Source organism: Kibdelosporangium banguiense (genome assembly GCF_017876405.1).
Lineage (GTDB): Bacteria > Actinomycetota > Actinomycetes > Mycobacteriales > Pseudonocardiaceae > Kibdelosporangium > Kibdelosporangium banguiense.
Genome location: NZ_JAGINW010000001.1, coordinates 398,189 through 424,534 on the forward strand (window position 1 = coordinate 398,189; position 26,346 = coordinate 424,534).

Annotated in this window: 27 protein-coding genes; 16 read left to right on the forward strand and 11 right to left on the reverse strand. The window is 66.9% G+C overall.

Going from position 1 to position 26,346, the window contains the following annotated elements:
• Nucleotides 1-258: 258 nt before the first annotated feature.
• The gene (locus JOF56_RS01780) at nucleotides 259-525 is read left to right on the forward strand and encodes a hypothetical protein (RefSeq protein ID WP_209633716.1); all 267 of its coding nucleotides are present in this window, start codon (nucleotides 259-261) and stop codon (nucleotides 523-525) included.
• Here JOF56_RS01780 and JOF56_RS01785 read toward each other — a convergent pair.
• The 5 genes from JOF56_RS01785 to JOF56_RS01805 form a co-directional block, all read right to left on the reverse strand.
• Nucleotides 522-2,921, reverse strand: a complete 2,400-nt coding sequence (locus JOF56_RS01785) for an ABC transporter permease (protein WP_209633717.1) — start codon at nucleotides 2,919-2,921, stop codon at nucleotides 522-524. The genes JOF56_RS01780 and JOF56_RS01785 overlap by 4 nt on opposite strands.
• Nucleotides 2,918-3,643 carry an ABC transporter ATP-binding protein gene (locus tag JOF56_RS01790; protein ID WP_209633719.1) on the reverse strand — a complete coding sequence of 242 codons (726 nt, stop codon included), beginning with the start codon at nucleotides 3,641-3,643 and terminating at the stop codon, nucleotides 2,918-2,920. Before JOF56_RS01790 ends, JOF56_RS01785 begins: the two co-directional genes overlap by 4 nt.
• An 81-nt stretch (nucleotides 3,644-3,724) precedes the next feature.
• Nucleotides 3,725-4,372 (reverse strand): response regulator, encoded by a 648-nt coding sequence (locus JOF56_RS01795; protein WP_209633721.1) that lies wholly within the window; start codon nucleotides 4,370-4,372, stop codon nucleotides 3,725-3,727.
• The gene (locus JOF56_RS57570) at nucleotides 4,369-5,487 is read right to left on the reverse strand and encodes a sensor histidine kinase (RefSeq protein ID WP_209633723.1); all 1,119 of its coding nucleotides are present in this window, start codon (nucleotides 5,485-5,487) and stop codon (nucleotides 4,369-4,371) included. The genes JOF56_RS01795 and JOF56_RS57570 overlap by 4 nt, the downstream gene beginning before the upstream one ends.
• Before the next feature lie 74 nt (nucleotides 5,488-5,561).
• On the reverse strand, nucleotides 5,562-6,092 hold the full coding sequence (locus JOF56_RS01805) for an AAA family ATPase (RefSeq protein WP_307854875.1): 531 nt from the start codon (nucleotides 6,090-6,092) through the stop codon (nucleotides 5,562-5,564).
• Between the two features lie 46 nt (nucleotides 6,093-6,138).
• On the opposite strand from JOF56_RS01805, the gene JOF56_RS57575 reads away from it, so the two are divergent.
• From JOF56_RS57575 to cobF, 5 genes are all read left to right on the forward strand, one after another.
• Nucleotides 6,139-6,528 carry an MmcQ/YjbR family DNA-binding protein gene (locus JOF56_RS57575; protein WP_307854876.1) on the forward strand — a complete coding sequence of 130 codons (390 nt, stop codon included), beginning with the start codon at nucleotides 6,139-6,141 and terminating at the stop codon, nucleotides 6,526-6,528.
• Between the two features lie 72 nt (nucleotides 6,529-6,600).
• On the forward strand, nucleotides 6,601-7,167 hold the full coding sequence (locus JOF56_RS01810) for a hypothetical protein (RefSeq protein WP_209633727.1): 567 nt from the start codon (nucleotides 6,601-6,603) through the stop codon (nucleotides 7,165-7,167).
• A gap of 20 nt (nucleotides 7,168-7,187) precedes the next feature.
• On the forward strand, nucleotides 7,188-8,264 hold the full coding sequence (locus tag JOF56_RS01815; protein WP_209633729.1) for a sensor histidine kinase: 1,077 nt from the start codon (nucleotides 7,188-7,190) through the stop codon (nucleotides 8,262-8,264).
• Complete coding sequence (locus JOF56_RS01820) at nucleotides 8,261-8,908, forward strand: response regulator (RefSeq protein ID WP_209633731.1); 648 nt, start codon at nucleotides 8,261-8,263, stop codon at nucleotides 8,906-8,908. The genes JOF56_RS01815 and JOF56_RS01820 overlap by 4 nt, the downstream gene beginning before the upstream one ends.
• Before the next feature lie 15 nt (nucleotides 8,909-8,923).
• Nucleotides 8,924-9,700, forward strand: a complete 777-nt coding sequence (cobF, locus tag JOF56_RS01825; RefSeq protein ID WP_209633733.1) for a precorrin-6A synthase (deacetylating) — start codon at nucleotides 8,924-8,926, stop codon at nucleotides 9,698-9,700.
• Between the two features lie 9 nt (nucleotides 9,701-9,709).
• Here cobF and JOF56_RS01830 read toward each other — a convergent pair whose 3' ends face one another.
• Nucleotides 9,710-10,762, reverse strand: coding sequence for a chitinase (locus JOF56_RS01830; protein WP_209633735.1), 1,053 nt, complete (start codon nucleotides 10,760-10,762; stop codon nucleotides 9,710-9,712).
• Between the two features lie 249 nt (nucleotides 10,763-11,011).
• Between JOF56_RS01830 and JOF56_RS01835 the strand changes: the two genes are divergently transcribed.
• On the forward strand, nucleotides 11,012-11,869 hold the full coding sequence (locus JOF56_RS01835) for a DUF4429 domain-containing protein (protein ID WP_209633737.1): 858 nt from the start codon (nucleotides 11,012-11,014) through the stop codon (nucleotides 11,867-11,869).
• Here the strand turns inward: JOF56_RS01835 and JOF56_RS01840 are convergent.
• From JOF56_RS01840 to JOF56_RS01855, 4 genes are read right to left on the reverse strand one after another with little or no spacing between them, the layout of a single operon-like run.
• The gene (locus tag JOF56_RS01840; protein WP_209633739.1) at nucleotides 11,866-12,744 is read right to left on the reverse strand and encodes an ABC-2 membrane transporter-related protein; all 879 of its coding nucleotides are present in this window, start codon (nucleotides 12,742-12,744) and stop codon (nucleotides 11,866-11,868) included. The genes JOF56_RS01835 and JOF56_RS01840 overlap by 4 nt on opposite strands.
• Nucleotides 12,741-13,553, reverse strand: a complete 813-nt coding sequence (locus JOF56_RS01845; RefSeq protein WP_209633741.1) for an ATP-binding cassette domain-containing protein — start codon at nucleotides 13,551-13,553, stop codon at nucleotides 12,741-12,743. Before JOF56_RS01845 ends, JOF56_RS01840 begins: the two co-directional genes overlap by 4 nt.
• Entirely contained in the window at nucleotides 13,550-13,927 is a 378-nt protein-coding gene (locus JOF56_RS01850; RefSeq protein WP_209633743.1) for a GntR family transcriptional regulator, read from the reverse strand. Before JOF56_RS01850 ends, JOF56_RS01845 begins: the two co-directional genes overlap by 4 nt.
• A gap of 29 nt (nucleotides 13,928-13,956) precedes the next feature.
• Nucleotides 13,957-16,458 (reverse strand): PEP/pyruvate-binding domain-containing protein, encoded by a 2,502-nt coding sequence (locus JOF56_RS01855; protein WP_209633745.1) that lies wholly within the window; start codon nucleotides 16,456-16,458, stop codon nucleotides 13,957-13,959.
• Between the two features lie 270 nt (nucleotides 16,459-16,728).
• On the opposite strand from JOF56_RS01855, the gene JOF56_RS01860 reads away from it, so the two are divergent.
• The 9 genes from JOF56_RS01860 (at nucleotide 16,729) to JOF56_RS01900 (ending at nucleotide 25,466) form a co-directional block, all read left to right on the forward strand.
• Nucleotides 16,729-16,998: a hypothetical protein gene (locus JOF56_RS01860; RefSeq protein WP_209633747.1), complete on the forward strand. Its 270-nt coding sequence runs from the start codon at nucleotides 16,729-16,731 to the stop codon at nucleotides 16,996-16,998.
• Between the two features lie 48 nt (nucleotides 16,999-17,046).
• Entirely contained in the window at nucleotides 17,047-18,057 is a 1,011-nt protein-coding gene (locus JOF56_RS01865) for an ABC transporter substrate-binding protein (RefSeq protein ID WP_307854877.1), read from the forward strand.
• On the forward strand, nucleotides 18,054-18,956 hold the full coding sequence (locus tag JOF56_RS01870) for an ABC transporter permease (protein ID WP_307854878.1): 903 nt from the start codon (nucleotides 18,054-18,056) through the stop codon (nucleotides 18,954-18,956). Before JOF56_RS01865 ends, JOF56_RS01870 begins: the two co-directional genes overlap by 4 nt.
• On the forward strand, nucleotides 18,953-19,726 hold the full coding sequence (locus JOF56_RS01875; RefSeq protein ID WP_209647949.1) for an ABC transporter ATP-binding protein: 774 nt from the start codon (nucleotides 18,953-18,955) through the stop codon (nucleotides 19,724-19,726). Before JOF56_RS01870 ends, JOF56_RS01875 begins: the two co-directional genes overlap by 4 nt.
• A 24-nt stretch (nucleotides 19,727-19,750) precedes the next feature.
• Nucleotides 19,751-22,507 carry a sensor histidine kinase gene (locus tag JOF56_RS01880; RefSeq protein WP_209633749.1) on the forward strand — a complete coding sequence of 919 codons (2,757 nt, stop codon included), beginning with the start codon at nucleotides 19,751-19,753 and terminating at the stop codon, nucleotides 22,505-22,507.
• On the forward strand, nucleotides 22,507-22,935 hold the full coding sequence (locus tag JOF56_RS01885; protein WP_209633751.1) for a roadblock/LC7 domain-containing protein: 429 nt from the start codon (nucleotides 22,507-22,509) through the stop codon (nucleotides 22,933-22,935). The genes JOF56_RS01880 and JOF56_RS01885 overlap by 1 nt, the downstream gene beginning before the upstream one ends.
• Before the next feature lie 16 nt (nucleotides 22,936-22,951).
• Complete coding sequence (locus tag JOF56_RS01890) at nucleotides 22,952-23,314, forward strand: DUF742 domain-containing protein (RefSeq protein WP_209633753.1); 363 nt, start codon at nucleotides 22,952-22,954, stop codon at nucleotides 23,312-23,314.
• Nucleotides 23,292-23,891, forward strand: a complete 600-nt coding sequence (locus JOF56_RS01895) for a GTP-binding protein (RefSeq protein ID WP_209633755.1) — start codon at nucleotides 23,292-23,294, stop codon at nucleotides 23,889-23,891. Before JOF56_RS01890 ends, JOF56_RS01895 begins: the two co-directional genes overlap by 23 nt.
• 75 nt (nucleotides 23,892-23,966) lie before the next feature.
• Complete coding sequence (locus JOF56_RS01900; protein WP_209633757.1) at nucleotides 23,967-25,466, forward strand: AfsR/SARP family transcriptional regulator; 1,500 nt, start codon at nucleotides 23,967-23,969, stop codon at nucleotides 25,464-25,466.
• A gap of 66 nt (nucleotides 25,467-25,532) precedes the next feature.
• Here JOF56_RS01900 and JOF56_RS01905 read toward each other — a convergent pair whose 3' ends face one another.
• Nucleotides 25,533-26,234 (reverse strand): AfsR/SARP family transcriptional regulator, encoded by a 702-nt coding sequence (locus JOF56_RS01905; protein ID WP_209633759.1) that lies wholly within the window; start codon nucleotides 26,232-26,234, stop codon nucleotides 25,533-25,535.
• Nucleotides 26,235-26,346 lie beyond the last annotated feature (112 nt).

Here is a 26,346-nt window from a genome sequence, read left to right on the forward strand (position 1 = left end):
TCATGAAGGATTTTGCTTGTGGTGTAACGGTATTGCGGACTCATTGAACGATCTGCGTCGGTGATCGCGATGACCTCTCGAACAAGGGCCACGGCGCAGTTGATGTCATCCGCGCCGCAGTCACGCCGGATGCTCAGCAGTCCGGCCCAGGTTCAGCAGGGATCTTCGTCAGGTTTGGGCAGTGCAGGGTGTTGTGGTCGAGCGGCTCGTTCGCGGCCACAACAGTCGCGTCCAGGTCCGCGATGTCACGTTTTCGCGTTGCCGGCGTTCATCTGGGACAACGGCCTGGAAGGGATGAGCGCGGGGATTGACGTCTTCAAGAAGAGCCGAGACTCGATCTTCCCGCACACGCTCGCGGAGCTGATGCGGATGTTCGGCGACTTCGACCTTGTTGAGCCGGGCCCGGCGTGCACTGCGCAGTGGCGGTCGGGCGGCAAGCCGAGCAGGCCAGCACGGGTTCGCAGCGTGTTGCACAGGTTAGCCATCATGATGGGCCGCATCGCGTGTCTTGGGACGGGGTTTTAGTCCTCGGTGAGGGCGTTGACTGGGGCTGATTTTGCGGCGCGTTGGCCGGGGACGATGGAGGCGGCTATTCCGGAGATTGTTGCGATGGCGGCCACGATGAGTGTCTGCGGTATGGATAGTGCGAAGGTTACGGTGGAGAAGTTGAGTTCTCCGCTGATTGCGTGGGTGCCTATCCAGCCGAAGAATATGCCGGACAGGATGCCTACTGCTGTGGCTGACAGGCTGAGCAGGACGGCTTCTATGGCGAGCATGGCTCTGAGGTTTCTGCTTTGCAGGCCTAAGGCGCGTAGCAGTGCGGATTCGCGGGTTCGTTCCAGGACGGACAGACCTAGTGTGTTGCCCACGCCGATGAGTGCGATGAGTACGGCGACGGCGAGAAGCATTGTTGTGACAAGCAGGAGTCGGTCGAGGAACTCGTTGTAGCTTGCTTTGGCGGACAGGCCGCCGCCTACTTCGGCGCCGGTGATCGGTGCGACCACGGCTCGCAGCTGTGACCGCAGCGCTGTGATGTCGGCTCCTGGCAAGGCTTTTGCCCAGATTGTGCCGATGACTGCTTCGGGGTCCAGCTTGGCCAGTACTGCAGGCGAGACGATCAAGGTGTCGGCTGGGGCGAGGTAGTTCGGCTTGACCGGGAGCCTGACGGCTCCGGATTTGCCTGTGATGCCTACTTCGGTGATTGTCGGGTCGAGCAGCAGGTAGGGGTCGGCCAGTACCTCGTTGTCGGATACGGCAGCCGGGCCGAGGACGCGCAGGTCCTTTGTTGATGATCCCAACTGGACTGACGCCCTGGTGGACTTCACCGCTGTGGCGTCGGCTATGCCGGTGATCGCGGCAATATCGTCTCTGGCGCGTGCGGGAAGTGGGCCGTCGAACATCGAGACTGTGACGTCGACTGGGAAGCGGGTTTCGAGGTTGTCGCTCACTGTCGCCTTCATGCTGGCCGCGCCCACTTGCAGCGTGACCACGATCCCGACGGCGAGGATCAACGCGGCACAAGTCGCGGCGGCGCGCCCTGGATTGCGGATCGTATTGGCGGCGGCCAGCCGTGCGGTCGGCCCCATTCTTCCCAGCAACGCCCCCGACGTCCGGAGCATGACCGGCAGATAGATGCCTGTCGCGGCCAACAGCCCGACCGCGAACACGAACTCCCCGCCGACCGACAGCAGCAACGCGTACGGCGATTCGCCGAAGCCCTGCCAGATCGCCACCAGGCCGACGAGCATCAACACACCGGCCAGGACCAGCCGGACTCTCGACGACCGCCGCTCAGTCCGCTGATCGGCGACCGGCCGGAGCGCCTCCAACGGCGAGATGCGAGTGGCCCGTCTGGCGGGAACCAGGACAGACAGGACCGCGACGATCACCCCGACCGCGACGACCAGGCCGATCTGTCCCATCGGCAGCACGAGGTCCTCGCCGATTCCCTGTGCTACCAATGCCGAGACCGCAATGCCCAGCAGCACGCCCAGCACCGAGCCGATGACACCGATGGCGAGCGCCTCGGCCAGCAGACTTCGCCGGATCTGCGCGGAACTGGCCCCGACGGCTCGCAGCAGCCCGATCTGCCGTCGCCGCTGTGCGACCAGGATCAGGAACGTGTTGACGATCATGATTCCGCCGACCAGCAGTGCGATCGCCCCGAAGACCAGCAGCAGAAGCTGGAAGACAAAGATCCCACCGGCTTGGTCCTTCATCTTGCGCTGGGCGAAGGCAGCGGACGTCTCGACGCTGTTGGTGCCCGCGACGGCTCTGATCCGCTCGGCGAGCCGCTGCGGATCGGCCGTTCCGATCACCAGGATCTCGGTCTGCAGCGACTGCCTGATCGACGCCGGCCCGGTGTAGAACTCAGGCGCGACAAAGGAACTCTGCGCCAGCCCGGACAGCAGCGAGTTGCCCTCGTGGGTCAGCCCGGTGACCTGGAGAGTGGCCGAGGAGTTCGCGTCGTTGATCGTGATCTGGTCGCCGATGCGCAGGTTGAGCTGCTTGGCGGTGATCGTGCCGAGCGCGATCTCGTCTGGCCCGGCGGGCCATGCGCCCTCGGCGATGTCGGTCCACCGCAACGCGGGATTGGCAGGAACCGACTGCTGCTGAACCCATTCCGATGAGCCGGTCACCCTCCCGTGGGACAGGAAGCTGAGGTCGGCGGACGTGACCCCTTCGATCCGCCGAATCCTCTCCACCAGTCCGCTGTCGCCATCCGTCAGCGTGACAACAACATCGGCCTTCGACGTCCGCGCGATGACGCTCTTCTCCATCGTCGCGCTCTCGCTGGCCAGAACCGTGACCGACGCCGTGAGATAGCCGACGCTGATCATGATCGCGACCACCACCGCGACGATTCGCCTCGGATTCCGGCGCACCTCGGCGAAGGCGTTGCGCACCATGGGAAAGCTCATGCCGCCAAACCTCGCATGGCATTGAGGACCAGGTCCGGGGTCGGTTGGTGGATCTCCTGCACGATCAGCCCGTCGCTGAGCAGCAACGCCCGATCGGCGAACGACGCCGCCATCGGATCGTGCGTCACCATGACGATCGTCTGCCCCAGTTCACGGCACGACCTCCGCAAGAAGGACAGCAGCGTCGTCGCCGTCGTCGAATCGAGCGCTCCTGTCGGCTCATCGGCGAACAACACGTCAGGCTCGGTGATCAACGCGCGCGCGACGGCAACCCGCTGCTGTTGCCCGCCCGACAGCTCGCTGGGCCGATGCTCCAGCCGATCCCCGATCCGCAGCGCCTGGACCACCAGGTCCAGGCGGTCCCGATCCGGCCGTCGGCCGGCCAGGTCCAGCGGCAGCAGGATGTTCTGCAGGGCGGTGAGAGTCGGGACGAGGTTGAAGGACTGGAAGACGAACCCGACCCGGTCGCGCCGGACCTTGGTCAACGCCCGGTCGGCCAGCCCGGAGATCACCACGCCACCCAGGAGGACCTGTCCACTGTCGACCCGGTCGAGCCCGGCGAGACAGTGCATGAGCGTCGACTTGCCGGACCCGGACGGCCCCATGACCGCGGTGAATGTCCCCCGCTCGAACCCGGCGGAGACACCCCGCAACGCGGGCACGGCGGTATCCCCCGAACCGTACGTCTTCTTCAATTCCTCTGCCGCACATGCCAATCGCATGCCGACGACGCTACGGATCGAGCAAGATCAAATGATCGGCCCGCGGTCCGAACTTCAGGCGGTTGATCTAGGAGCAGGGTCCTAGTTGGCGACGACCCCGGTCTCGAAGGCGAAGAGCACGAGGCCGACCCGGTCGCGGCACTCCAGTTTGGACAAGAGGTTGCCGATGTGGGTCTTCACTGTTCCGTCGGCCATGAACAGGCGTTCGGAGATCTCCTTGTTGTTGGCGCCGCCCGCGATCTCGCGTAGGACGTCGAGCTCTCGTGTGGTGAGCGACTCCAGGCGGGGGTCGGGCGGGCCGGGCAACGAACGCACGACGTGGGCCAGCAGCCGCCGGGTGGCGGTGGGCGCGACGACCGAGCCACCGTCGGCGACGTCGCGGATGGCGGACAGCAACTCCTCCTGCCGGGCGTCCTTCAGCAGAAATCCGGCTGCCCCGGCCTTGAGGGCCGCGAACACGTACTCGTCGAGGTCGAACGTGGTCAGGATCAGCACCTTGGCCGGGTGACGGAGCCTGGTCAGCTCCCGGGTCGCGGAAACCCCGTCCAGCACGGGCATCCGGATGTCCATCAGCACCACATCGGCCTCAACGGACTGCAGCGCCTGCAAAGCAGCCGCGCCGTCACCGGCCTCACCGACGACCGTGAGCCCGTCGTCGGCCTCGATCATCATCCGGAACCCGTTGCGCACCAGGCGCTGGTCATCCACCAGGAATACCGACAGGGTCATGAGACGCGTTCCAACGGGAAGACTGCGTGGACCTCGAAGCCGCCATCGGGGACCGCGCCGGCCGACATCGTGCCGCCGCTGGCGGTGACTCGTTCGTGCATCGTTCTGAGGCCGTGGCCTTTTCCGTCGGTCGGGGCCGTTGAGCCGCGGCCGTTGTCGCGGATGGTGACCGAGGTCGAGGTCTCGGCCGTGGTGATGGTGATCGCGGCTTTCGCCTTCGGACCGGCGTGGCGGAGGAAGTTGGTCAGGGATTCCTGGATCACGCGGTAGATGGTGAGGGTCAGCACCGGGCCGATGACCGGCGGGCGGCCGGCGATGTCCAGGTGGGCACGGTCGCCAAGGCGGTCGACAAGGTCCTTGATGTCCATCAAACCGGGCGCGGGCCGGTAAGCCGCGTCGCCGCGGAGCAGGCTGACCATGTCGCGGATCTCGTTGAGCGCCGTGCGGGATTCCTCCGCGATCACGGTGAGGACCTCGGGAGCACGGCTGGGATCACGGGTCACGAGTGCGCGGCCGCCCTCGGCCTGGACTGCGATCATGGAGAGTGAATGCGCGACTATGTCGTGGACTTCGCGGGCGATCTGGGTACGTTCCTCGGCGGCCGCCTCCTGGACGGCGCGGTCGTGTTCGATGCGCTCAAGGCGTCTGCGGACCAGCAGTGTGTCAGCCCGCTCACGTTCGCGTTGCCCGAAGACATGGGCGGCAATGACAACACCGGCGCACGCCGCGACCGGCACCAGCATGTCGCTCAGCTTGGCCTCGGCGCGCCAGGACAGCGACCACAACGGCCCCGCGACCGCTCCGGCGAGCCCGATCCCCAACGCGGTCAGTGCCAGACCACGTCCTGACCAGCGGGCAAGGCCATGGACAAGCATCGGGACCACGACGACGGACAACGTCAGGTTGGTCAACAGCAACGCGTGCGCGACCGCAGCGGTGGTCGCCCACACGAGAGCGACCACGGGATAGGTCCGGCGGAACGCCAGCGAAGCACTCAACGCAAGCGCCAGCAGCGACGCCACCCAGTCCGTGAGAGCGAAGCCCACGCTGATCACGGCCACGGCCCCTGCCAGCAGCAAGTCCGCGACCCAGACGCGAGAGTCCCCTGTGGTCACGCTCGCAACGGTAAACGGCGGAGTCACGGAGCGCATCCGACCAGGGTCCCAGGTGGCTCGGACCGCAGTCTGAGTCAGACGGCGGCCTCCGGCCAGGCTCGGCGGAGGATCTCCTGCACGGTCTGCTCCGGACTGAGGTCTGAGGTGTCCAGCCACAGCCCGAGCCGGGGTGTGTCGTTGCGCAGCCCGTCGTCGAGCATGGTGACCGTCCACTCGTCGTAGGCGTCCTTTCCACGACCCTGTTCACGAGCGTGGACGGCCTCCGGCCGAGGTGCCAGGACCACGACCAGCAGCGGCCGGTGTTTGATCATCTGCACGACGTCCGCCAGGGCCGGGCCGAGGATGACGTCCTGGGCGACGACCGTGAAGCCTTCCTGGAAGTACTCGTCGCAGACCGCCGCGGTGATCCGGTAGCGCATCCGTAACTGCCGCCGTGCCTCGTCGGACGGTGCGGGCGACATGTCAGCCCGGTCGTTGACGATCATGCGCCGGAACATGTCCCCTCGGACGTGCACCGACCGCGGCAGCCGCTCGGCCAGCAGTTGCGCGACGGTCGACTTGCCTGCAGCCTGGATTCCGGTGATCAGCACGATCGCCTGCTGCACTGTGTGTCCCCTTCCGGTGACTGGAGGTTTCCGGCAGGATTCTGCCGTGACTGTCCCCGCTGATGTCCTCACGCGCCTGCGGGAACTGTGCCTCGGACTACCCGAGACATACGAGGAACAAGCATGGATCGGCACACGCTGGCGGATCCGTAAGAAGACCTTCGCGCATACGTTCGTCATCGAGGACGGGCATCCGGAGTACTACGCCAAAGTCGCGACCGCAGAGGGCACGATCCTCACATTCCGCTCGCCACCAGAGGAGCTGCACGCCTTGAGCAACGGTGGCCATCCGTTCTTCAAGACTGTGTGGCCGCCGGACATGATCGGGATGGCGATCGAGGACGACGTCGACTGGGCCGAGGTCGCCGAGCTGCTGACCGAGAGCTATCGCGTGCTCGCGCCCCAGAAACTCGGCAGGCTGCTGGGTGAGGGGTAGTACCGGGTCTCACCCCGGAAGTCACCGCGCGGGTTGACGCCGTGAGCAGGCACGCTGCCTACCGTCCCTGCCATGGATGTGCTGAAAATCGTCGCTGTCATCGCGATCATCGGCTATGTGATCGCCCGCCAGCTGCTCGGCGAACCACTGCGGGGCAAACGGCTGATCCTGATGCCCGCAGTACTCACCGTGATCGGGATCGTCGACCTGGGCAAGAGCACACAACACCTGGCCGGAGTGGATATCGCGTTCATCGCGGCCAGCGCGGTGCTCGCCGCCGGTGTCGGTGTCTGGCAGGGCACGATGATGCGGCTGGAGTCGCGCGAAGGTGTCCTATGGGGACAGATGCCGGCCCGTAGCCTGTGGCTGTGGGCGGGTTTCATCGTGGCCCGGATAGCCCTGAACCTGGTCGCCAACGGGTTCGGCGCGCATGTCGCGGCCTCGACCGCACCGCTGCTGGTGACGCTGGGCATCAACCGCCTTGCCCAGGCCGCCGTGATCGCGCCGAGGGCGTTCGCCGCCGGGGTGCCGTTCGCCCCGGAGGAGGACGGCAAGTCGTTCCTCAGTGGACTGACAAGTTCCGAGCAGGACCACAGCAAGCTGGCGAAGGGGGATCTGCGGGACATGTTCCGCAGATGAGAGCCGGTTAGGATGCGTCTGTGCTGCGTGTGCTGTCGTGGCTGGCCCGGTTCGGCGCGTTCGGCCTGATCGGCTTCGGTATCTTTCTCGGCTCGCCGGTCACCGGCGGGCTGCTGACCGCCCAGATCGCCGGATTCGCGCTCAGTGGCGCCCTGATGGTGCTCTGGGCCGTGGCCGAGTTCCGGTCGTTGCCCAGGTTGCAGGCCATTTCACTGGTCGCGCTGGCGATCCTGACGGGTGCGCTGTGCACGTCCGAACACGCGAGTTCGTTCGTCGGCCTGGCCCTGATCGCGGTCCTCGACGCCAGCAACGTGACCAGCACGAAGACCAGCTGGGTGGTGTCCGGCGGCAGCATCCTGGCCGTGGAGGTCGGCGGCCTGGTGTCCGGTACCACCCTCAGCACGCTGCTGGGCTACCCGTTGCTGCTGTTCGCGGGCATGCTCGCCGGGCAGAACCGGCGCGCCCGCCGGGTCGAGGCCGAGCAGCGCAACCAGGTGGCCATCCTCGACGAGCGGGCCCGGATCGCCAGGGAGATTCACGACGTGCTCGCGCATTCCCTTGGCGCGCTGGGCATCCAGATCCAGGCGGCACGAGCGGTGCTGACCGATCACGGCGACACGGAACGCGCGCTCACGATCCTGTCCACCGCACAGCGAATGGCTACTGACGGGCTGAACGAGACCAGACGTGCCGTGCACGCGCTACGCGTCGACCCTGCTCCACTCAACGAGCAGCTCGCCACAATTGTCGAGACCCACCGAGCGCAGCACCACACACCGGTCACGTTGAGTGTCCTGGGCGACCCGGTCGATCTACCGCCGGACACAGCCCTCGCGCTCGTCCGCGCGGTGCAAGAAGCGCTGGTCAACGCCGCCAAACACGCCACACAGCAACCCGTCGACGTCACCTTGCGGTACGACGATCATGATGTCCAGGTGACCATCAGCAACCCGCTTGGCACGTCGAGCGAGTTCTCCACGGCCGACACCGGCTACGGCCTGACCGGCATGCGGGAACGACTCCTGCTTCTGCGCGGCACGCTCACCGCAGGTGCGGACGACGGCCGTTGGACACTGCATGCGCGGGTGCCGGTATGACCAGTCCTCTGCGCATCGTCGTCGCCGATGACCAGGCAAGCGTCCGGGAAGGCCTGGCATTGATGCTCGACCTGCTGCCGGACATCGAAGTGGTCGGCGCGGCGGCGGACGGCAAGCAGGCGCTGGATCTCGTCGCGGCGATGCAGCCGGACGCGATCCTGCTCGACCTGCACATGCCGGTTCTCGACGGCATCGAGACGACCCGGAGGCTCACGGCCGAGCACCCTGACGTCGCGATCGTCATCCTCACCACGTACGCCGACGACACCTCGATCCTCACGACGCTCAGAGCAGGCGCACGCAGCTACCTCACCAAAGACGCGGACCGCATGGACATCGCCCGCACGCTGCACGCCGCCGTCGCTGGGCTGTCTGTGCTCGACCCAAGCGTCCAGGCCACGCTCCTCGCGGCCACGTCCCCCACGAAGCCGCCACCACCGGAGACGCTTCCCGACGGCCTGACCCGCCGGGAAGCCGAGATCCTCACGTTGATCGCGCACGGCAAGACGAACGCGGAGATCGCGAGCGAGCTCTTCCTGAGCACCAACACGGTGAAAACGCACATCAACCGCGTCTTCGCCAAGACCGGATCGCGGGACCGCGTCGCGGCCGCGCAGTACGCGCAACGTCACCATCTGGCATGAGCGAGGATGGAGGGCATGCGGAAGATCATCGTTATCGGCATCGGCGCGGGTGACCCGGACCACATCACCATGCAGGCCGTCAACGCGCTACGCCGGGTCGACGTGTTCTTCGTGCTGGACAAGGGCGAGGTCAAGCAGGAGCTGGTGGACCTGCGCCAGGAGATCCTCGACCGGTACGTGCCCGACCACCGGGTGGTGCACGGCCAGGACCCGGAACGCGACCGCACGACCGAGGCCTACGTCGAGGCCGTGGACGACTGGCGCAGGCGACGGGCGGACGTCTGCCAGGAGATGATCACGGCCAACCTGGGCGAGGACCAGACTGGCGCGTTCCTGGTCTGGGGCGATCCGACGCTGTACGACAGCACGCTCGCGATCCTCGGCGACATCGCCTCTCGTGGCTTCGAGTTCGAGACCGAGGTGATCCCCGGGATCAGCAGCGTGTCCGCTTTGGTCGCGCGCCACCAGGTTTCGCTCAACCAGGTCGGCCGGGCGGTACAGATCACCACCGGCAGGCGCCTGGCCGCCGAGTGGCCGTCCGATGTGGACGACGTGGTGGTCATGCTGGACGCCCGGACGGCGTTCGCCAATCACGTCGAGAAGGACGCGGAGATCTACTGGGGCGCGTACATCGGAACCCCCGACGAGATCCTGATCAGCGGCCGACTGTCCGAAGTGGCCGATCAGATCGTGTCCGCCCGTGCCGAGGCGCGCGAACGCAAAGGCTGGATCATGGACACGTATCTGCTGCGCCGGGGTCAGGGTGCCCCACCGCCGCGCGAGGCACCCTGACGTCTTTTCTCACCGGCGCTGCAAGGCCTTCACGTTGTTGCCGAAGGTCCAGTTGCGGGAGCCGTCCCAGTTGATCGACCACGTCATCAGGCCCTTCAATCCGCCTGAGTACGCGTTCCAGGCCTGCGCGACCAGGCTGGTGGACATGTGACCGCCACCGGCGCCGGGCTGCGCGGGCAGTCCAGGAGCCTGCTTGTCGTAAGGCACCCGGATCGTGGTGCCCTGGATGACCAGACCACGGTTGAGGCAGTCGGTCTGCGCACGGAACCCTTGCACGGTACCGGCCTGGTACGAGTCGCCAGAGCAGCCGTACATGCTTCCGTTGTAGTACTGCATGTTCAGCCACCAGAGCCGGCCGTTGTCCGCGTACTTCTTGATGATCGGCAGGTACGCGCCCCAGATCGAGCCGTAGACGATGCTGCCCCCGGTGACGTACGCCGTCTCCGGCGCCATGGTCAGGCCGAAGTTCGACGGCATCCGGGCGAGCACGCCGTCGATGATCCGGATCAGGTTGGCCTGCGACGGCGACAGAGAGTTGATGTTGCCGCTGCCGACCAGGCCGGTCTCGATGTCGATGTCGATCCCGTCGAAGTTGTACTTCTTGAGGATCGGCACGACCGTGGCGACGAACTTGTTGGCCACCGTGGCCGAACTGAGGTCGATACCGGCGGTGGCGCCGCCGATCGACAGCAGGATCGTCGCACCGGCGGCCTTCGCCGCGCACATCTCCGACGGCGTGGCGACCTTGACGGTCGAGTCCATGCCGTCCTCCCACAACACCGTGCCGTCCGACCGGATGACCGGGAACGCCGCGTTGATCACGTTGTAGCCGGCGTTGCGGATCCGGGCGTCGGTGATGGGAATCCAGCCCAGCGGCGGGTGCACGCCGTTGGCCGCGCCGTCCCAGTTCTCCCAGTATCCCTGGAGCACTTTGCCGGACGGCCGGGATTTCACCGCGCACACCTCGGCCTGTACCGAGGCCTCGGATGTGGTCACAGCAAGGGGAACTGCCAGCACAACTGCCAGGGTGAGTCCGAGCAGACGCGATCGTCGAGCCATCATGGCTCCCTTCTGGGGCACAGCCTGGCAACCAGCGTCAGAGCCGGTTCGCGCCGCCAGAATCTGATCTGCAGGGTCCTTTCACGCTAAAGTCCCCCGCGGCCCGGAGGCAACCCGGCGTTCGGCGGAATTGGACCAGACCTTTCCCGGAGCCGGGTCACGCACCGTCACCAGGGACCAACTGGTCCGCGAGCCTGCTGACACGGCCCCCGCACGTGCGCGCCAGGACCGGGCCATGGCAGTGTTTCCACCATGGACGAGGTTCTGGGGCGAGACGGGACGTGGACTTTCGACCTTGCGGCCGTGCGCCTGATCCCCGGCCACGGTCGTGGTGTGCACAAGTTGCGGCAGGCCATCGGTGAGGTGACCGTCCCGCTGGAGGCCATCGCGGGCATGTCCTTCGAGCCTGGGCGCAAGGGCGGCCGGCTACGCCTGCGCCTGCGTGAAGGCGCGGATCCGTTGACGCAGGCCACTGCGAGCAAGCTCGGTGACAACGTCGACCCGTACACGTTGGCGATCACCGCCGAGCAGACCGCGACCAGCCAGTACTTCGCCGAATCGGTCCGCACGACGTTGCTTGTGCAGCAAGTGCCGTCGACCGCCACCGACCACTACCTGCTCCCCGCGCCTGGCGTACCGATCTCGGCCACGGCCGGGGACGGGACCGCGCACTTCGACGGCGAGAACGTGCGGCTGGAGTGGAACTGGATGGCCAAGGAAAGCAAGACCGCGGTCGGGCCGACACAGATCGCGCTGGGCGACATCGCCACGGTGCAGTGGCAGCCGCAAAGCGGTTTCAGCCACGGCTACCTGCGTTTCCAGCCCAAGAACCCCGGCAACACACCGGCCCCGGAGGTCGACCGGAACTGCCTCGCCTGGGGTGTCCAACGAGAGGGTGGCACCACAGTGTTGCTCGCCTCGGCCGTGGTCGCGCGGATGCCGCATCCGTTCGCGACTCCAGTCGAGCCGAAGCAGCCGTCGCCGCAACAAGACGCCGGTGACCCCGACGCCATGCTGCGGCGACTGCGTGAACTGGGCGAACTGCACCGCTCGGGCGTGCTCACCGACGAGGAGTTCACGGCGGCGAAACAGGCTTTGCTACGCCTTTAAACCTGGCGCCTGCGCCGGATCCAGACGAAAGCGATCACGAACAGGATCGCGGCCGAACCCAGGTATATCCCGCTCTCGATCCACTGGAACGCCGCAACCCGGTCCGCGGGCTGGTATCGCTCGACCAGCCCGGCCACGCCGTGGGCTCGCCCGCACTCGATGGCGCCGCTCACCCCGATGCATTCCTTCGGCGCCTCCATCAGGTTTCCGGTGGCGTCGACGATTCCACCATCGACGAACATGCTTCCCGGCGGGCGCGGCACCTGCTGGCCGACAGGCCCCGACCAGTCCTCGAACGCACGAACGGGGGTGAGGTAGTACGGCCTGAAGTAGTCCATCACCAGCACCCTGACACCGGCGAACAAGAACAACGTCAGGCCCATCGCGGGCAACGTCAGCCTGATGGCCACGCTGGCCAGCAGGCCGAGACCGAACCCGAACAGGGCATGAGCGGCCATCAGCTGCGGGCTGGCGTCAAAGGCCTGCGGCGCGAACGGCTCGAACCCCGCTGCCTGGACGCTCGGATTGAGCATGGCGGCGTGGGCGAAGGCGCCCAGGATCCCCGAGAGTCCCGCCGCGATCCCCGCCAGGACGACGACTTTGCCCGCCAGCCAGCGAGCCGGGCTGACATCCTGTCCCCAGGCGAACAGGTGGGTGCGGTTCTCGTATTCACGGCTGACCAAGGGAGCCGCCCAGAACACCGCGAAAACACCGCCCAGCACCAAGGGCGTGTGCAGCAGGTACCAGGTGGCCGACTCCCACCAGACAGGCTCGTCGGTACCAGCCGCCAGCGCGATCACCACCGTGATCAGCGCGACGGACACCGCCAGCGCGCCGATGGAATACCTGTGCTGGCGTAAGGTCATCGCGATCATTTGGCGTCCTCACGGTCGAGATAGGCGAGCACAAGGTCCTCCACGGAGACCGGCCGGGTGATCCACGGACCGTCCAGGTCGGCGGCACTCTGGTCACGCACGAGGAAAGTCGACTGTTGCTGGCGGTGCCTGGCTTGGACGACCTCACCGCTGGGCGGCTCGTCCGACCGCGGGCCGACGTAGTACAGGTGCTGCGTCATCAACTCGTCGAGCTCGCCATCGAGTACCAGGTGGCCGCGCGACAGCAGGAGGATCTCGTCGGCGACCCCGCTGAGCTCGCCGACCACGTGGGTCGAGAGCACCAGCGACATCTTGCCGTCGGCCACCTCGTCGAGCAGTTCGGCCATGACCTTCTTGCGTACCAACGGGTCCAGGTTGGCCAGCGGCTCGTCGAGCAGCAAGACGTCGGGCACGGCACCAAGGGCCGCGGCGAACGCGACCTGGGCGTGCTGACCGGACGAAAGCCTGCCGCACTGCCGATCGAGCGGGACGTTGAACATCCTGAGCCAGCGTTCGGCCTTCCGCTGGTCCCAGACGTTGTTGAGCTGCTCGGCCTGCATGAGCATCTCCGCCACCGTGAACCGCTTGTACAACGGCTTGTCCTGCGCGACGAACCGCACGCGGCCTTCGCTGTGGACAGTGCCCTCGTCGGGCGGCATCAGCCCGGCGAGCAAGGTCAGCAATGTCGTCTTGCCCGCGCCGTTCGCCCCGACCAGGGCGGTCACCCGGCCACGTTTGAGCTCGAACCCGCAGTCTCTGAGCGCCCAGTTGGCCCGGTACCGTTTGCCCAGGCCTGTCACGGTTGTCATTTCTCCCCTTCCGCGAGCACCGCGCGGACGAGCGCGTCGATGTCCTCGTCTTCCAGCCCGGCCGAACGCGCCTCGGTCACCCAGTCCGCCAGCTTCGCGCGCAGCTCGGTCAGGTTCTCCGCACTCGCCGACCCCAACGCTGTCTTGACGTACGTGCCCGATCCCTGGCGTGCCTCCACCAAGCCGGACAGTTCCAGTTCCCGATATGCCTTGAGCACCGTGTTCGCGTTGACCCCACTCGTGCGCACGACCTCGCGCACAGTCGGCAACCGATCGCCCGGACCCAGCCATCCCAGCCGGACCGCCTCGCGTACCTGCCGAACCAGCTGCAGGTACGCGGGCAGGCCCCCGCCGCGGTCAACCTTGAACTCCACGGGTGAGATTGTTCTAGTTAACTAAGACACTAGTCAACTGGTTCACGGGGAAAAATCGTGACAGTGCCTCGGCTGCCGTCGACCTGGATCCGCTGACCGGTCTTGAGGCGTGCCGTCGCGTTGCCGCAGCCGACGACAGCAGGGATGCCAAGTTCGCGGGCGACGATGGCGGCGTGCGACAGCGGTGCCCCGATGTCCGTGACCACGGCCGCAGCGCGTGGGAACAACGGAGTCCAGCCGATGTTGGTCACCGTGGTCACGAGGATCTCCCCCGGCTGAAGGTCCGCCGCTTCCTCCACTGTGGACACAACCCTGGCGATGCCCTCCACCACACCCGGCACGCCCGGAAAACCTGTGATCGCGTCACCGAGGGGCGCGTACGAGGTCGTCGCGTCGAAAACGTCCGACCGCCGTGATGTGGACGCCGCCCAGGACTCCGGCTCGAACGCGCCTCGGATCAAAGTCGGGTACGCGGGCAAGGCGCTGTAGTGCTCGTACGCCGCATGGCGGGCCGGAATCGCCGCCAGTGGTGCGGAATCCCCGTCCAGGACAGCGAGAATTCCGGACACCGGAAGAAAGAACATGTCCTGACCGGTCAGCTCCGCGGCTCGCTGCACAAACGTCCGGAAAACCCAGAAACAACGGGCGAACTCAGAGCGAGCCTGCTCTCGTGTCCGCGCTGCCACAGCGGCCTTCGCCAGCCGGCGTTCGAGGGACGCGGCCTTGCGCGGATGACGCGTGCGCAGTCGTTCCCACGCCGCAGCACGTTCTTTTGCTTGCCGGTCAAGCAGTTCCGCTGGGTCATCGACGTCGAGCCGGCTGATCCACGACGGGTCCTCGCCAGGTCGTGGTGTGGAGATCTCGAACTCGTCATGCGACCTGTGACCCCAGGCAGCCGCATACGCCTCGGTGGTGATCTCACCACGCCGCAGCCGCGCGAGACCGAGCATCGGGCCAAGGCTTTCCAGCACGCCGGAATCACTGTGCAGCCCGGTCAGCAGCGAGTTCGCGTCCGCCTGCCCCACAAGTCCGGCCAGGTCGGAGGCGAACTTCGCGGCACCGCCCTGCCGGGCACCGGCGTTGAAGATCCGGCAGCTCCCGGTCAACAGATCGTCCACATCGGACCGCCATAGCCGGGCCAGCTCGGCGGCTGTGGCCGTGGACTCGATCCGCCTGCGCAGATCCGCGCATCGGGCGGGGTTCGCGATGAGAAGGTCATCCAGGTTCCGGCGGTACTGCCTGGACTCCCGCAGAACCTGGTTGCCCATGGCCAGAACCGAACGCAGCACGGCGAACCGGGACACGGGCAGCGGCGGGATCGTCATGCCGTCGGGCATCCTGCCGAAGATCTGGCGACCGGCACGCAGCGCGAACCTGCCGAGCCCCAACGCGGTCAGCGCTGCCATGGCAGTACTGATGTTCAAATAGAACCGGCCGCCGATGTTGCCGGACGTCGGATGCCCGGCGATGTCCGGCATCGCCAGCGCCTGGGCCAGCGACCACGTGACGGGTGTCATCACACTGGGCACCGCTTCGCGCAGGTTCGCACAGGTCCACAAGTAGTCGCCGCCAAGACTGTCGTTCCAGGCCTCGCGCTCGGCCGGCAGGTTCGCGATCGGCCGGGCCTGCAGGATCGCGAACTGTCCATCGTGGATGGCCCACTCGACGTCCATCGGCGCGCCGTGGAGATCTTCGATTCGCCGTCCCAGCTCCGCCAGTGTCACCGCCTGCGTGTCGGACAACACAGGCACTGTCCGCAACGATTCGGCAACCGGTGCTTGCGCGACGCCGTCCGCGGTGCGAATGGTCATCACTGTCTTGTCATTGACCTGACTGCGCAACTTCCCATTAACAAACACATATGTATCCGGCGTGACCTGCCCGCTGACGACTGATTCGCCGAGTCCCCACGCCGCGTTGATCACGATTGTGTTCCGAGTACCTGTCAACGGGTCGGCGGTGAACATCACGCCTGCCGCTGTCGCGGGCACCAATCGCTGCACGATCACCGCCAGCGCGACGTCGTCCGGAGAAATACCGTTGAGCGCTCGATAACTCATCGCACGAGATGTCCACAACGAGGCCCAGCACCGTTTCACGGCGGCCAGAACGGCGCCCACCCCTTGAACATTCAGAAAAGTGTCGTACTGACCGGCGAATGACGCGTCCGGCAGGTCCTCGGCCGTCGCAGACGAACGCACTGCGACCGGACTGTCCAGTGCGGAATACTCCGAACGGACGGCATCGGCCACCGCCGTAGGTATGGGAAACCGGTTGAAGCAGCGCGCAATCCGCGTGGCGGCGACGTCCACAGCGGCCGGATCGGTATAGTCCAGTCCGGCCAGCGCGGCGGTGATCTCAGCTGCCGGGCCATTCGACACGAAATCTCCATACGCCCTGGTGGTGACCGAAAAACCAGCCGGCACAGGTAGCCCCGCACGCATAAGTGTGGCCAGCGACTCGGCTTTTGCGCCTACTGTTACAAGATCGGTTCCTTTGCCATCGAAAGCCAGTGTGAACGCGTCGCTCATTTCACCATCGTCGCAGGTGAGACGTCCGCCGAGTGGTGTGCCGCCCGGCCGGTCGCAATAATGCACCCGGAAGGGAATCCGGCTGTCCGGGCCAAATCCGTCTGACAGCGGGTGATCAGGCACTTGCGCTGGTCGCTAGGCTATCGGCCGGGAGGCGAAGGGCGTCGGGCTCTGCGCACGGTTCGCTAGGTATCAACGAGGGAGCGGCCGGTACGTTGCAATGAGTCCTCTACGTTCGCCAGCGGCAGTAAGTGGCGTGGAGGGTAGTTCATGACGACCGGGGCTGGTGACGCTCCGTTGCAGGTCGGCCACGGGCCTACGGTCTGTGGTGGCTTGCCGCGCGTGTCCAGAACCGCGACAGCGGTGACGGCGGTGTCCATCAAGGACAACCGTGTTCCGGCGTCGCCGGGCTGCGTGTCATCGGACTCCGTCCACACCAACGCGTTCCTCAAAGCACCGTTCGCTGAGGACGTACACGGCCGTACGATTCCCGCTTTATGCGCCACGCGCATCTCCAATCGCCTGGCGCCGCTTGAGTAGGCCTGCAACTCGATTGGAACTCCCCACCCCGTCCCCCTGGAGTTCGTTGTGCGATCCCGTCCCCTCACCCGTCTACTGACCGCGGCCTTGTGCGCCGTGGGGATGCTTGGCGTTGCCGGGCTTTCGGCGTGTACCGAAGCCCCCGCGTCGACATCCACCAAGGTCACCCTCGGCTTCTCGGCCTGGCCCGGCTGGTTTCCCTGGCAGGTGGCCCAGGAGCAAGGCCTGTTCGCCAAGAACGGTGTCGAGGTCGAGCTGAAGTACTTCGACAGCTACACCGACAGCCTCAACGCGCTGTCGACCGGCGCGATCGACGCCAACAGCCAGACGCTCAACGACACACTGGCCTCGGTCAGTGGTGGCGCCAAGCAGACCATCGTGCTGGTCAACGACAACTCCACCGGCAATGACAAGATCATCGCGCGGGAGGGCGTCACCAGCGTCGCCGACCTCAAGGGCAAGAAGGTCGCGGTCGAGCAGGGTGCGGTGGATCACTACCTGCTGCTGCTGGCGCTCAAGGAAGCCAACCTGACCGAAAAGGACATTCAGCTTGTCCCGATGCTGACCGACGCCGCCGCTGCCGCGTTCGTCGGCGGGCAGGTCGACGCGGTCGCCGCGTTCGCACCGTTCACCACCACCGCGCTCACCCGGCCGGGCAGCCGCGCGATCGCGACCTCCGCGGAGTTCCCCGGCGCCATCCCCGACCACCTGGTGGTCAAGGCGGATCTGGTCAAGGACCGCCCGCAGGTGGTGCAGGGCCTGGTGAACACCTGGTTCGCCACGCAGAAGTGGATCAAGGACAACAAGGACGCCGCGATCGGCATCATGGCCAAGCGCGGAGCGGTGACTCCTGACGACTACAAGTCCTACGACGCGGGCACCACGATCTTCACCCGCCAGCAGAACCTCGACGCCTTCACGCCGGGTACCACGCCGCAGCACCTCAACCACCAGGCGCGGCTGATCGTCGACTTCATCACCGGCACCGGGCTGGCCAAGGAAAAGCCTTCGCTCGACAGCCTGTTCAACGACCAGTTCGTCAAGGCGGTGCCGGAGTGAAACCGCTCGCTGTCGACCACGACAGCACGGGTGGCACGATGACTGAGGACACACCGAGCGCACGGCAGGACAGACGGGATTGGCAAGCGCTCCCGCAGCGCTCCAGACCCGGGCGTCCGTCGTCGTTGCTGAGCATCAGGACTCCGATCTCGCGGGGCGCACGCACCACGCTGATCGTGATGTCGTTCGCCGTCCCGCTGGCCGCCTGGTTCATCGTCAGCGCGGCCGGCGTGGTCGAACCGACGTTCCTGCCCTCCCCGGCGGCCACATGGTCCGCCGGGGTGGAGATGGCCAAGTCCGGTGAGCTGTTCACCGACATGTGGGACACCGTTCAGCGGATCCTCTACGGATTCGGCCTCGCGGTGCTGGTGTCGGTGCCGCTGGGTATCCTGATGGGCACGTTCTCGGCCGCGAACTCCTTGTTCGGCCCGCTGATCAGTGCTGTGCGGTACCTGCCGGCCCCGGCGTTCATCCCGCTGCTGATCATCTGGGTCGGACTCGACGAGTGGACCAAGATCCTCTTGTTGTTCATCGGCACGGTCTTCTTCAACACTATGATGACCGCCGATGTGGTCCGTTCCGTGCCGATGCCGTTGATCAACGTGTCGTACACGCTCGGCGCCCGGCGTGGCGAGGTGCTGCGCAAGGTGATCGTGCCGCATTCGTTGCCGGGCATCGTGGACGCGGCCCGGGTCAACGTCGCCGCGGCGTGGAACTTCGTGGTGGTCGCGGAACTGGTGGTCTCGACCACCGGTCTGGGCCGCCGAATCGTTCAGGCGCAACGGTTCCTGCAGACAGACCGGATCTTCGCGATCCTGATCCTGATCGGGGTCATCGGCGTGCTGATCGATCTTCTGCTGCGGCTGCTGCGCAACCAGGTCGGGCGGTGGACAGGATGACCGGCGTGCTGGAACTGCACGGCGTGGGCAAGACATTCTCGGTGCACGGACGGGAAGTCCGTGCACTCGACGGGATCGACCTGAAGGTTTCGCGCGGGGACTTCGTCTGCGTGTGCGGGGCGAGCGGGTCGGGCAAGTCGACGCTGCTTTCGTTGGTGGCCGGTCTGGCCACCCCCAGCGAGGGCGAGGTCGTGCTCGACGGCACGCCGGTCACCGGCCCGGGTCCCGACCGCGGGCTCGTCCCGCAGGCGGGCAGCCTGTACCCGTGGCGAACGGTCGAGCGCAATGTCGCGTTTGGACTAGAGCTGCTGCCGGTGAGCTCGGCCGAACGGGCCAGGCGGGTCGACTGGTATCTGGCCGAGACCGGGCTGTCGGGATTCCGCAAGTCACTGCCACGGCAGCTTTCCGGCGGCCAGCAGCAACGCGTGGCCATCGCCCGGGCCCTGGCGTGCGAGCCCGAGCTGTTGCTGCTCGACGAGCCGTTCGGCGCGCTGGACGTGCAGACCAAAGAGGACATGCAGGTGCTGATCAGGCAGGTCTGGCAGGACACCGGCACCACGGTGCTGATGGTCACTCACGACGTGGAGGAAGCGGTGTTCCTCGGCCAACGGGTCATCGTGCTGGCCAGCGACCCCGGCCGGGTGGCCGCCGACATCACGGTCGATCTGCCCCGGCAGCGCGACCTCGGGGTCAAACGCACCCCCGGTTTCCTGTCGCTGCGCGCGACCATCGAAGATCTCGTCCGCGCCCAGCACCAAAAAGTGAGCTGAGCCAAGCCCGCAGGAGGAGGTGGCATGAAGCACCTGAAGACGCCGTCGAGACGAGGCAAGAAGAACACCAAACTGCTTGGCCGGCTGGGCATCCGGGGCAAGCTGAACCTGCTCCTCCTGCTTCCGCTCGCAGCGGTGCTGCTGGTCGCGACACCGTTCGTGGTGGTGCAGGCCAACAGCGCGGCGTCCGCGGGATCGACCGCGGACTCCGCCCGCTACACGAGGGAAGTCGGTGGCCTGGTCTGGGAGCTGCAGCGGGAACGGCTGCTCACCGCGGCCTATCTCGCGTCCCCGCGCAGCGACAGCCAGGCGATGGAACGCCAGCAGCGCAAGGTGGACGACACCGTCAGCCAGGTCCGGTCCTCGCTCGGTGACGACCTGACCGAGGAACTGGCGTCCGCGCTGGTCCGGGTCGGTTCGCTGAACGAGTTACGGCAAGGTGCCCTGGCACGAGGCGTTTCCGTGGACTCCGTGGCGCGTACGTATCACGCCGTGGTCGAAGCGGTCATCGACTCGCTGCGGCTCGTGCCGCAGCTCACGAGTGACGCCGAGGGCACCCGGCAGCTGACCGCTCTCGAGGCGCTGCTGCTGTCCAACGAGTACGGCGAGCTCGAGGGCATGGCCCTGATCGCCACGGCAGTCAACCGCACGACCGGCCAGATCGTGCTGGAGGACGCCACCCAGCAAGCCAAGATGTTCACCGAGCGTTTCGTGCAGCAGGCAGACCTCGAGCACGCCGGTCTGGTCGTGCAGGTGGCTGAAGGCCCGTCGGCGCTCGCGGTGGAGGCACTCTCGGCCAAGATGCCCACCGATTCACGCAACACCACCGCGGTCGAGTCGTTCGCCAACGAGGCCCTCAACACCGTCGGTGCCCAGTCGGGCCTGCGGCGCACAGTCCAGGACCGGGTCACCAGCCAGATCACCGACGCCGCAACGGCTCGTGCCGACAGCGCGCAGAGTGTGGCGTGGCTGGTCGGTGGCGGTGCGGCCGCGCTGTTCGCTCTGGTCGCCGCGCTGACCGTGGTCGTGAGCCGCTCGATCGCCAACCCGCTGAAGAAGCTGACCGAAGCCGCGACGGACGTCGCCCAGCTGGCCGAGTCCGAACTGGTCCGAGTCAGCGACACCGAGGTCGTCGAGCAGCAGGTGCCACGACTGACCGAGATCAACGTGACCTCCAGCGACGAGATCGGCCAGCTGGCGGTCGCGTTCAACCAGGTGCAGTCCACCGCGGCGCGGCTGGTCGAACGTCAGGCCGTCACCCGGCACAACGTCAGTCTGATGTTCGCCAACGTCGCCCAGCGCACGCAGAACCTGGTCGGCCGGCAGCTCGCCCTGGTCGACGAGCTGGAGCGCAACGAGCAGGACTCGCGCCTGCTGGAACGGCTCTACCAGCTCGACCACCTCTCCACCCGCCTGCGCCGTAACGCCGACAACCTGCTGGTGGTCTCCGGTACCCGGACCGACGCGGGTCTGGGCGGGCCGTCCCTGCTGGCCAACGCGATGCGGTCGGCACTGGCGGAGATCGAGGACTACCAACGAGTCCGGCTGGGCGACATGCCCGAGGTCACGCTGCCGTCCTCGCTCGGCTCGGATCTGATCCTGGTGTTCGCCGAGCTGATGGAGAACGCCACGTCGTTCTCCCCGCCGGACTCGTTCGTCGAAGTCAGCACCACGTTCACCAACGAGGGCGCGTGCGTGGTCAGCATCGTCGACCACGGCATCGGGATGAAACCCGCGCAGCTGCTTGAGGAGAACCGGCGTCTGGTCGACCGTGAACGCCTGGACGTCGCACCGACCAGCGTGCTCGGTCTGTTCGTGGTCGGCCGCCTGGCCCGCAGGCACTCGCTCGGCGTCGACCTGATCCCGACCCACGGCGGCGGAATCACCGCGCGGCTGGCGATCCCGCCCGCGCTGTTCAGCCGTCCGATGCCGGCCGTACCGCCGCCTGCGGCCCGGCCCGTGGCCCAGCCACAGGCACCGGTCCAGGCACAGGCCCAGGCGCAGCCCCGGGTCCAGATGCCCGGCATGCCGGAGATGCGCATCCCGCCGGCCCAGCACAACGCGGGATTCTCCTGGTTCCCCGATGATCTGGCCGCGGTGGCGAGTTCGGACGCTCCGATCACCGAGACACCGGCTCCGGCTCCCCCGGCGCCTACTCCGCCGCCGGTCCAGGAGCCCGCTCCGGCCCAGGCCGCTGCCGCGCCTGAGGTCGCATCCGAAAGCCGGGCCGGGCTCAAGCGACGCGTGGCCGGTGCTCAGCTTCCGGGTGGCGCTTCCATTCCACCGCCCAACAAGCTCGGTGTGCCCGCGGCTGTCACTCCCCGGCCGGTGGCTCCGCCTCCGCCACCGGCTGCCCCACCGAAGCACGACGCGGCTGCGGCCCGTGCGGCGATGGACGGCTTCCAGAGTGCCTTCGCCAAGGCGTCGGCGACACCTCCGCCGCCACTGCCGGACGCGCCACCAGCCGTACAGCAGCCACAGGCACAGCAACCAGCACCCAAGCCGGCCCAACCGGTCACTACTTCGGTTTCCGGGTCCCTGCCAGCGCCCCTGTCGCGAGACGGCCTGACCCGGCGGGTCCCGGGCGCCAACCTCGCTCCCGGCCTGCGCAACACCAAGTCGTCGAGTCCGCCGCTGCTGAGGTCCGCGCCCAAGAAGTACAAGGCGCGCGACCCGGAAGCCGAACGGGCTTCCCTCGACGCGTTCGCAACCGGGCTGGCGCGCGCCCTCGTCCCGGAGGAAGCCGTTGACACTGATCCGATGAAAGAGAGCAGAGCATGATGTCGCCCCCCGGAGTCAGCACGGAGGCCCAGAACTTCAACTGGCTCGTGAGCCGCTTCGCCCAGGGCACCGCCGGTGCGATCGCGGCGATCGCGGTGTCCGCCGACGGACTGCTGATCGCGATGTCGTCGGATCTGGCCAGGCAGAACGCGGACCGGCTGGCGGCGATCTCCTCGGCGATGCTGGGGCTGGCCAACGGTGTGTCCGACACGCACCCGCTCGGCCAGCCCGACAAGATCATCATCGAGCTGGAGCGCGGCTACCTGCTCGTCTGCACGATCAGCATCGGCTGCTCGCTGGGTGTGCTGGCCTCCAAGCAGGCCAGCCTCGGCACGATCGCCTACGAGATGGCGATGTTCGCCAACCGGGCGAGCGCCGTGCTGACCCCGCAGCTGATCGAGGAACTCAAGAACTCTGTCGGCCAGTAGGTAGTGAGGAGGAGAGATGTCCGGCAGAGGCGACGATCCCGACGTCACGCTGTTGCGGCCATATCTCATGACGTCCGGCCGCACCAAACCGGTCGACCACACCCTCGAGATCGAGGCACAGGTCATGACCAGCAAGCTTGGCGCGGCCTCACACCCGAATCTCACCTTCGAGCGGCGCGACATCATCTCGTTGTGCCGCAAGACGATGTCGGTCGCCGAGGTGGCCGCCATGCTCAAGCTGCACATCGGGGTGGCCCGGGTGCTGGTGGCCGACCTGGCCGCGCTCGGCTATGTCGTCATCCGCCGTCCGGAAGCCGAACTGCCCCAAGACCTCCGCATGATCGAAAGGGTCATCCGTGGACTCGAATCCCTCCGCTGAGCCGGGTGCCAAGAAGCCGCCCACACCGGTAAAGATCGTCATCGCGGGCGGGTTCGGAGTCGGCAAGACCACCGCGGTCGCGTCCATCTCCGAGATCCCGCCGCTGCGCACCGAGGCGGCGATCACCTCGGTCGGTGCCGAGATCGACCGCACCGGCCACACCCCGGCCAAGACCACCACCACCGTGGCGATGGACTTCGGCTGCATCACCATCGACGACGACGTCAAGCTGTACCTGTTCGGCACGCCCGGCCAGGACCGCTTCGGCTTCATGTGGCACGACCTGGTGGTCGGCGCGCTGGGCGCGTTGGTCATCGTGGACACCCGCAGGCTCGACGACTGCTACCCGGCGGTCGACTACTTCGAGAAGGCGGGCGTGCCGTTCGTGGTGGCGGTCAACAAGTTCGACGGCATGCTCAGCCACGATCTCAACGACGTGCGCTGGGCGCTGGCGGTCTCCGACGAGGTGCCGCTGGTGACGTTCGACGCCCGGGAGAAGCTTTCCGTGCGTGACGCGTTGCTTGCCGTGCTGCGCAACACTTTCAGCCGCGCCCAGGCGCAGGTCGCGACTCCCTGACGCTCGCTCGCGGACGGTTCGATGGCATGATGATGCCAAATCAGAGCCGTCCGCTGGGGAGCAGGGAGAGCGCTGGTGAGGCCAGCCGTCCGGGTCACGCTGCTCGGGCCCTTGCGGGCATGGCGTGACGGGGCCGAGGTGGAGCTGGGCCCGCCGCAGCAACGCCTGCTGCTGGCGGTCCTGCTGGCCCAGGCCGGACGCCCGGTCGGCCTGGACACGCTGGTCGACGTCCTCTGGGAGGACAACCCGCCCAGCAGCGCGGTCAATGTCGTGCGCCGGTATGTCGGGGCGTTGCGCCGGATCTTCGAACCTTCGCTGCCGGCCCGGGCAACCGGATCGTGGCTGTTCGGCGAAGGCGGGGCGTACCGGCTGGCCGTCCCGCCGCAGTCTTGTGACCTGGCCGAATTCCGGGAACTGACAAGTCAGGCCCGCAAGCTGGCCGGCTCGGGCGAGCCGGCCGGCGCGGTCGGCGTGTACGTCACCGGGTTGCAGCTGTGGCAGGGTCGCGTCGTCGAGGGCGTCGCCGCGCCTGCCCGCGCCCGAGCGGCTTTCACCGATATCGACCGCGAAGGTGCCGAGGTCACCCTTGAGGCCTTGGACCTGGCGCTGACCTGCGGATTGGCCGCCGATCTGGTGCCGTACGCACGTCAGGCCGTCGCGATGGACGAGCTCAACGAGGCGATGCAGGCACGGCTGATGCTGGCGCTGGCCGCATCGGGCAATCAGGCTGCGGCGTTGAAGACCTACGAGACGATCCGGGACAGGCTGGCCGACGAACTCGGCATTGCTCCTGGTCCTGAGCTGGCGTCTGCGTTCCAGACGGTCCTCGCACCGCCGGACCCCGCTGTCCTGCCCGCACAGCTGCCACCGGACTTGCCCACGTTCGCTGGACGGCGTGCGGAACTGAAATCCCTGGCGTCAGAAGGCCAGGTCACAGTGGCGATCGACGGGATGCCCGGCACAGGCAAAACGACATTGGCGGTGCACTGGGCGCATTCGGTGGCCGATCGGTTCCCGGACGGCCAGCTGTACGTGAACATGCGCGGTTCCGAGATTTCACCAGCCGAGGCATTGCGTGGTTTCCTTGACGCACTGGGCATCCAGCCGGGCCAGATACCGTCCACTGTGGATGATCAGGTGGCCTTGTACCGGCGTCTGCTGTCCGGCCGCCAAGTGCTGGTACTGATCGACAACGTCCGGGATGCGGCTTCAGTCCAGCCCTTGCTGCCTCACACGGCGGGCTGCCATGTGGTCGTGACCAGCCGCGACCGGATGACCGGCCTGACCGCGCACCACGTCACCCTGACCACACTGTCCTATGCGGACGCTCGGGAGATCCTGGTTCGCAGGCTGGGCCAGGAAAAGGTGGACGCCGAGCCGGACGCGGTCGCGGAGATCATCGCGCTGTGCCGCCGTCTGCCGCTCGCTTTGGCCATCGTCGCCGCACGCGCCGCGGCAAACCCGCACTTCCCACTGAGCGCGGTCGTCGCCAAACTCAAGACACCCGGGCGCTCAGCCCGGACCATCTTCGAAGAACTCCGCCTCCCCCTCGGCGGCGCAGTCCCCGTCGACTGACTCCGGCCAGCTGTCCTCTCCGCTCGTCACACCGTTGATCACACGGACTCCCACACTTGTCTCCCTTCAAGCCGACTCGTCGTAGACGTCCTCTCCGGCAAGCACCTGGGCCTGGATGCGGCGCAGCGCCGGGCCTGGATGCATCGTGTCGCGGAACAGCCGCAACGCCTCAGCGCGGCGGCCGCTCAACGCCAACGCCTTCATCAGCAGCTCCCGGAAAACCGGTCGCTGCGGATGGCAGGTCACCATGTGCTCGAGCTCGGCAACCGGTGCCGCACCACGACGCAGCCGGACTCGTGAAAGCTCCTCCATCGTCTTCAGCCGCCGCTCGGCCAGCCGGGGCCGTTCCCCCTCGGCAAACGGCCCCGGCACCTTCGACAGCGCGTCGCCCCGCCACAACTCCAACGCCCGTACCAGCGTTTCTTCAGCCTGACGGTCGTCCTTGGCAACTTGGCCCCGCCAGTACAACTGCTCGAACCGCCGGGCATCCACCTGGGCCCGCTCAATCCCCAGCACATACCCGGCCGGCGCGGTCTCCACATCCAGCACCCGCCGCAATCCCGCGATATAGCTGTACAAGTTGCTCATCGCACTCGCCGGCCGAGGCTGTCCCCACACTGCCCACAACAACTCGTCCTTGCCGACCACCCGGCCCGCGTTGATCGCCAGAACCGCCAGAACCGCCCGCTGCCGGGCAGATCCCACCGCCTGCTCACGGCCGTCCCGCAGAATCCGGACCGGCCCCAGCAGCTGCACCTCGGCTCTCATTAGCCGGACGCTAGCCAGATGTAGTGGACAAATAGTGAGTGCCCCTGGTCAGGGGCTACTCTTGCCAGCCGGCAATCCGTATGGTCGTTTTATGTGACATCCGGAGAAGCCG

What these genes read in the sequence shown, in the direction of transcription:
- JOF56_RS01855 (WP_209633745.1), bottom strand. Translation starts at nt 16,458, where the DNA reads ATGAGCGACGCGTTCACACTGGCTTTCGATGGCAAAGGAACCGATCTT.
- JOF56_RS01840 (WP_209633739.1), bottom strand. Translation starts at nt 12,744, where the DNA reads ATGATCGCGATGACCTTACGCCAGCACAGGTATTCCATCGGCGCGCTG.
- JOF56_RS01785 (WP_209633717.1), bottom strand. Translation starts at nt 2,921, where the DNA reads ATGAGCTTTCCCATGGTGCGCAACGCCTTCGCCGAGGTGCGCCGGAAT.
- JOF56_RS01790 (WP_209633719.1), bottom strand. Translation starts at nt 3,643, where the DNA reads ATGCGATTGGCATGTGCGGCAGAGGAATTGAAGAAGACGTACGGTTCG.
- JOF56_RS01880 (WP_209633749.1), top strand. Translation starts at nt 19,751, where the DNA reads ATGAAGCACCTGAAGACGCCGTCGAGACGAGGCAAGAAGAACACCAAA.
- JOF56_RS01810 (WP_209633727.1), top strand. Translation starts at nt 6,601, where the DNA reads ATGGATGTGCTGAAAATCGTCGCTGTCATCGCGATCATCGGCTATGTG.
- JOF56_RS01830 (WP_209633735.1), bottom strand. Translation starts at nt 10,762, where the DNA reads ATGATGGCTCGACGATCGCGTCTGCTCGGACTCACCCTGGCAGTTGTG.
- JOF56_RS01845 (WP_209633741.1), bottom strand. Translation starts at nt 13,553, where the DNA reads ATGACAACCGTGACAGGCCTGGGCAAACGGTACCGGGCCAACTGGGCG.
- cobF (WP_209633733.1), top strand. Translation starts at nt 8,924, where the DNA reads ATGCGGAAGATCATCGTTATCGGCATCGGCGCGGGTGACCCGGACCAC.
- JOF56_RS01820 (WP_209633731.1), top strand. Translation starts at nt 8,261, where the DNA reads ATGACCAGTCCTCTGCGCATCGTCGTCGCCGATGACCAGGCAAGCGTC.
- JOF56_RS01860 (WP_209633747.1), top strand. Translation starts at nt 16,729, where the DNA reads ATGACGACCGGGGCTGGTGACGCTCCGTTGCAGGTCGGCCACGGGCCT.
- JOF56_RS01905 (WP_209633759.1), bottom strand. Translation starts at nt 26,234, where the DNA reads ATGAGAGCCGAGGTGCAGCTGCTGGGGCCGGTCCGGATTCTGCGGGAC.
- JOF56_RS01875 (WP_209647949.1), top strand. Translation starts at nt 18,953, where the DNA reads ATGACCGGCGTGCTGGAACTGCACGGCGTGGGCAAGACATTCTCGGTG.
- JOF56_RS01835 (WP_209633737.1), top strand. Translation starts at nt 11,012, where the DNA reads ATGGACGAGGTTCTGGGGCGAGACGGGACGTGGACTTTCGACCTTGCG.
- JOF56_RS01885 (WP_209633751.1), top strand. Translation starts at nt 22,507, where the DNA reads ATGTCGCCCCCCGGAGTCAGCACGGAGGCCCAGAACTTCAACTGGCTC.
- JOF56_RS01890 (WP_209633753.1), top strand. Translation starts at nt 22,952, where the DNA reads ATGTCCGGCAGAGGCGACGATCCCGACGTCACGCTGTTGCGGCCATAT.
- JOF56_RS01795 (WP_209633721.1), bottom strand. Translation starts at nt 4,372, where the DNA reads ATGACCCTGTCGGTATTCCTGGTGGATGACCAGCGCCTGGTGCGCAAC.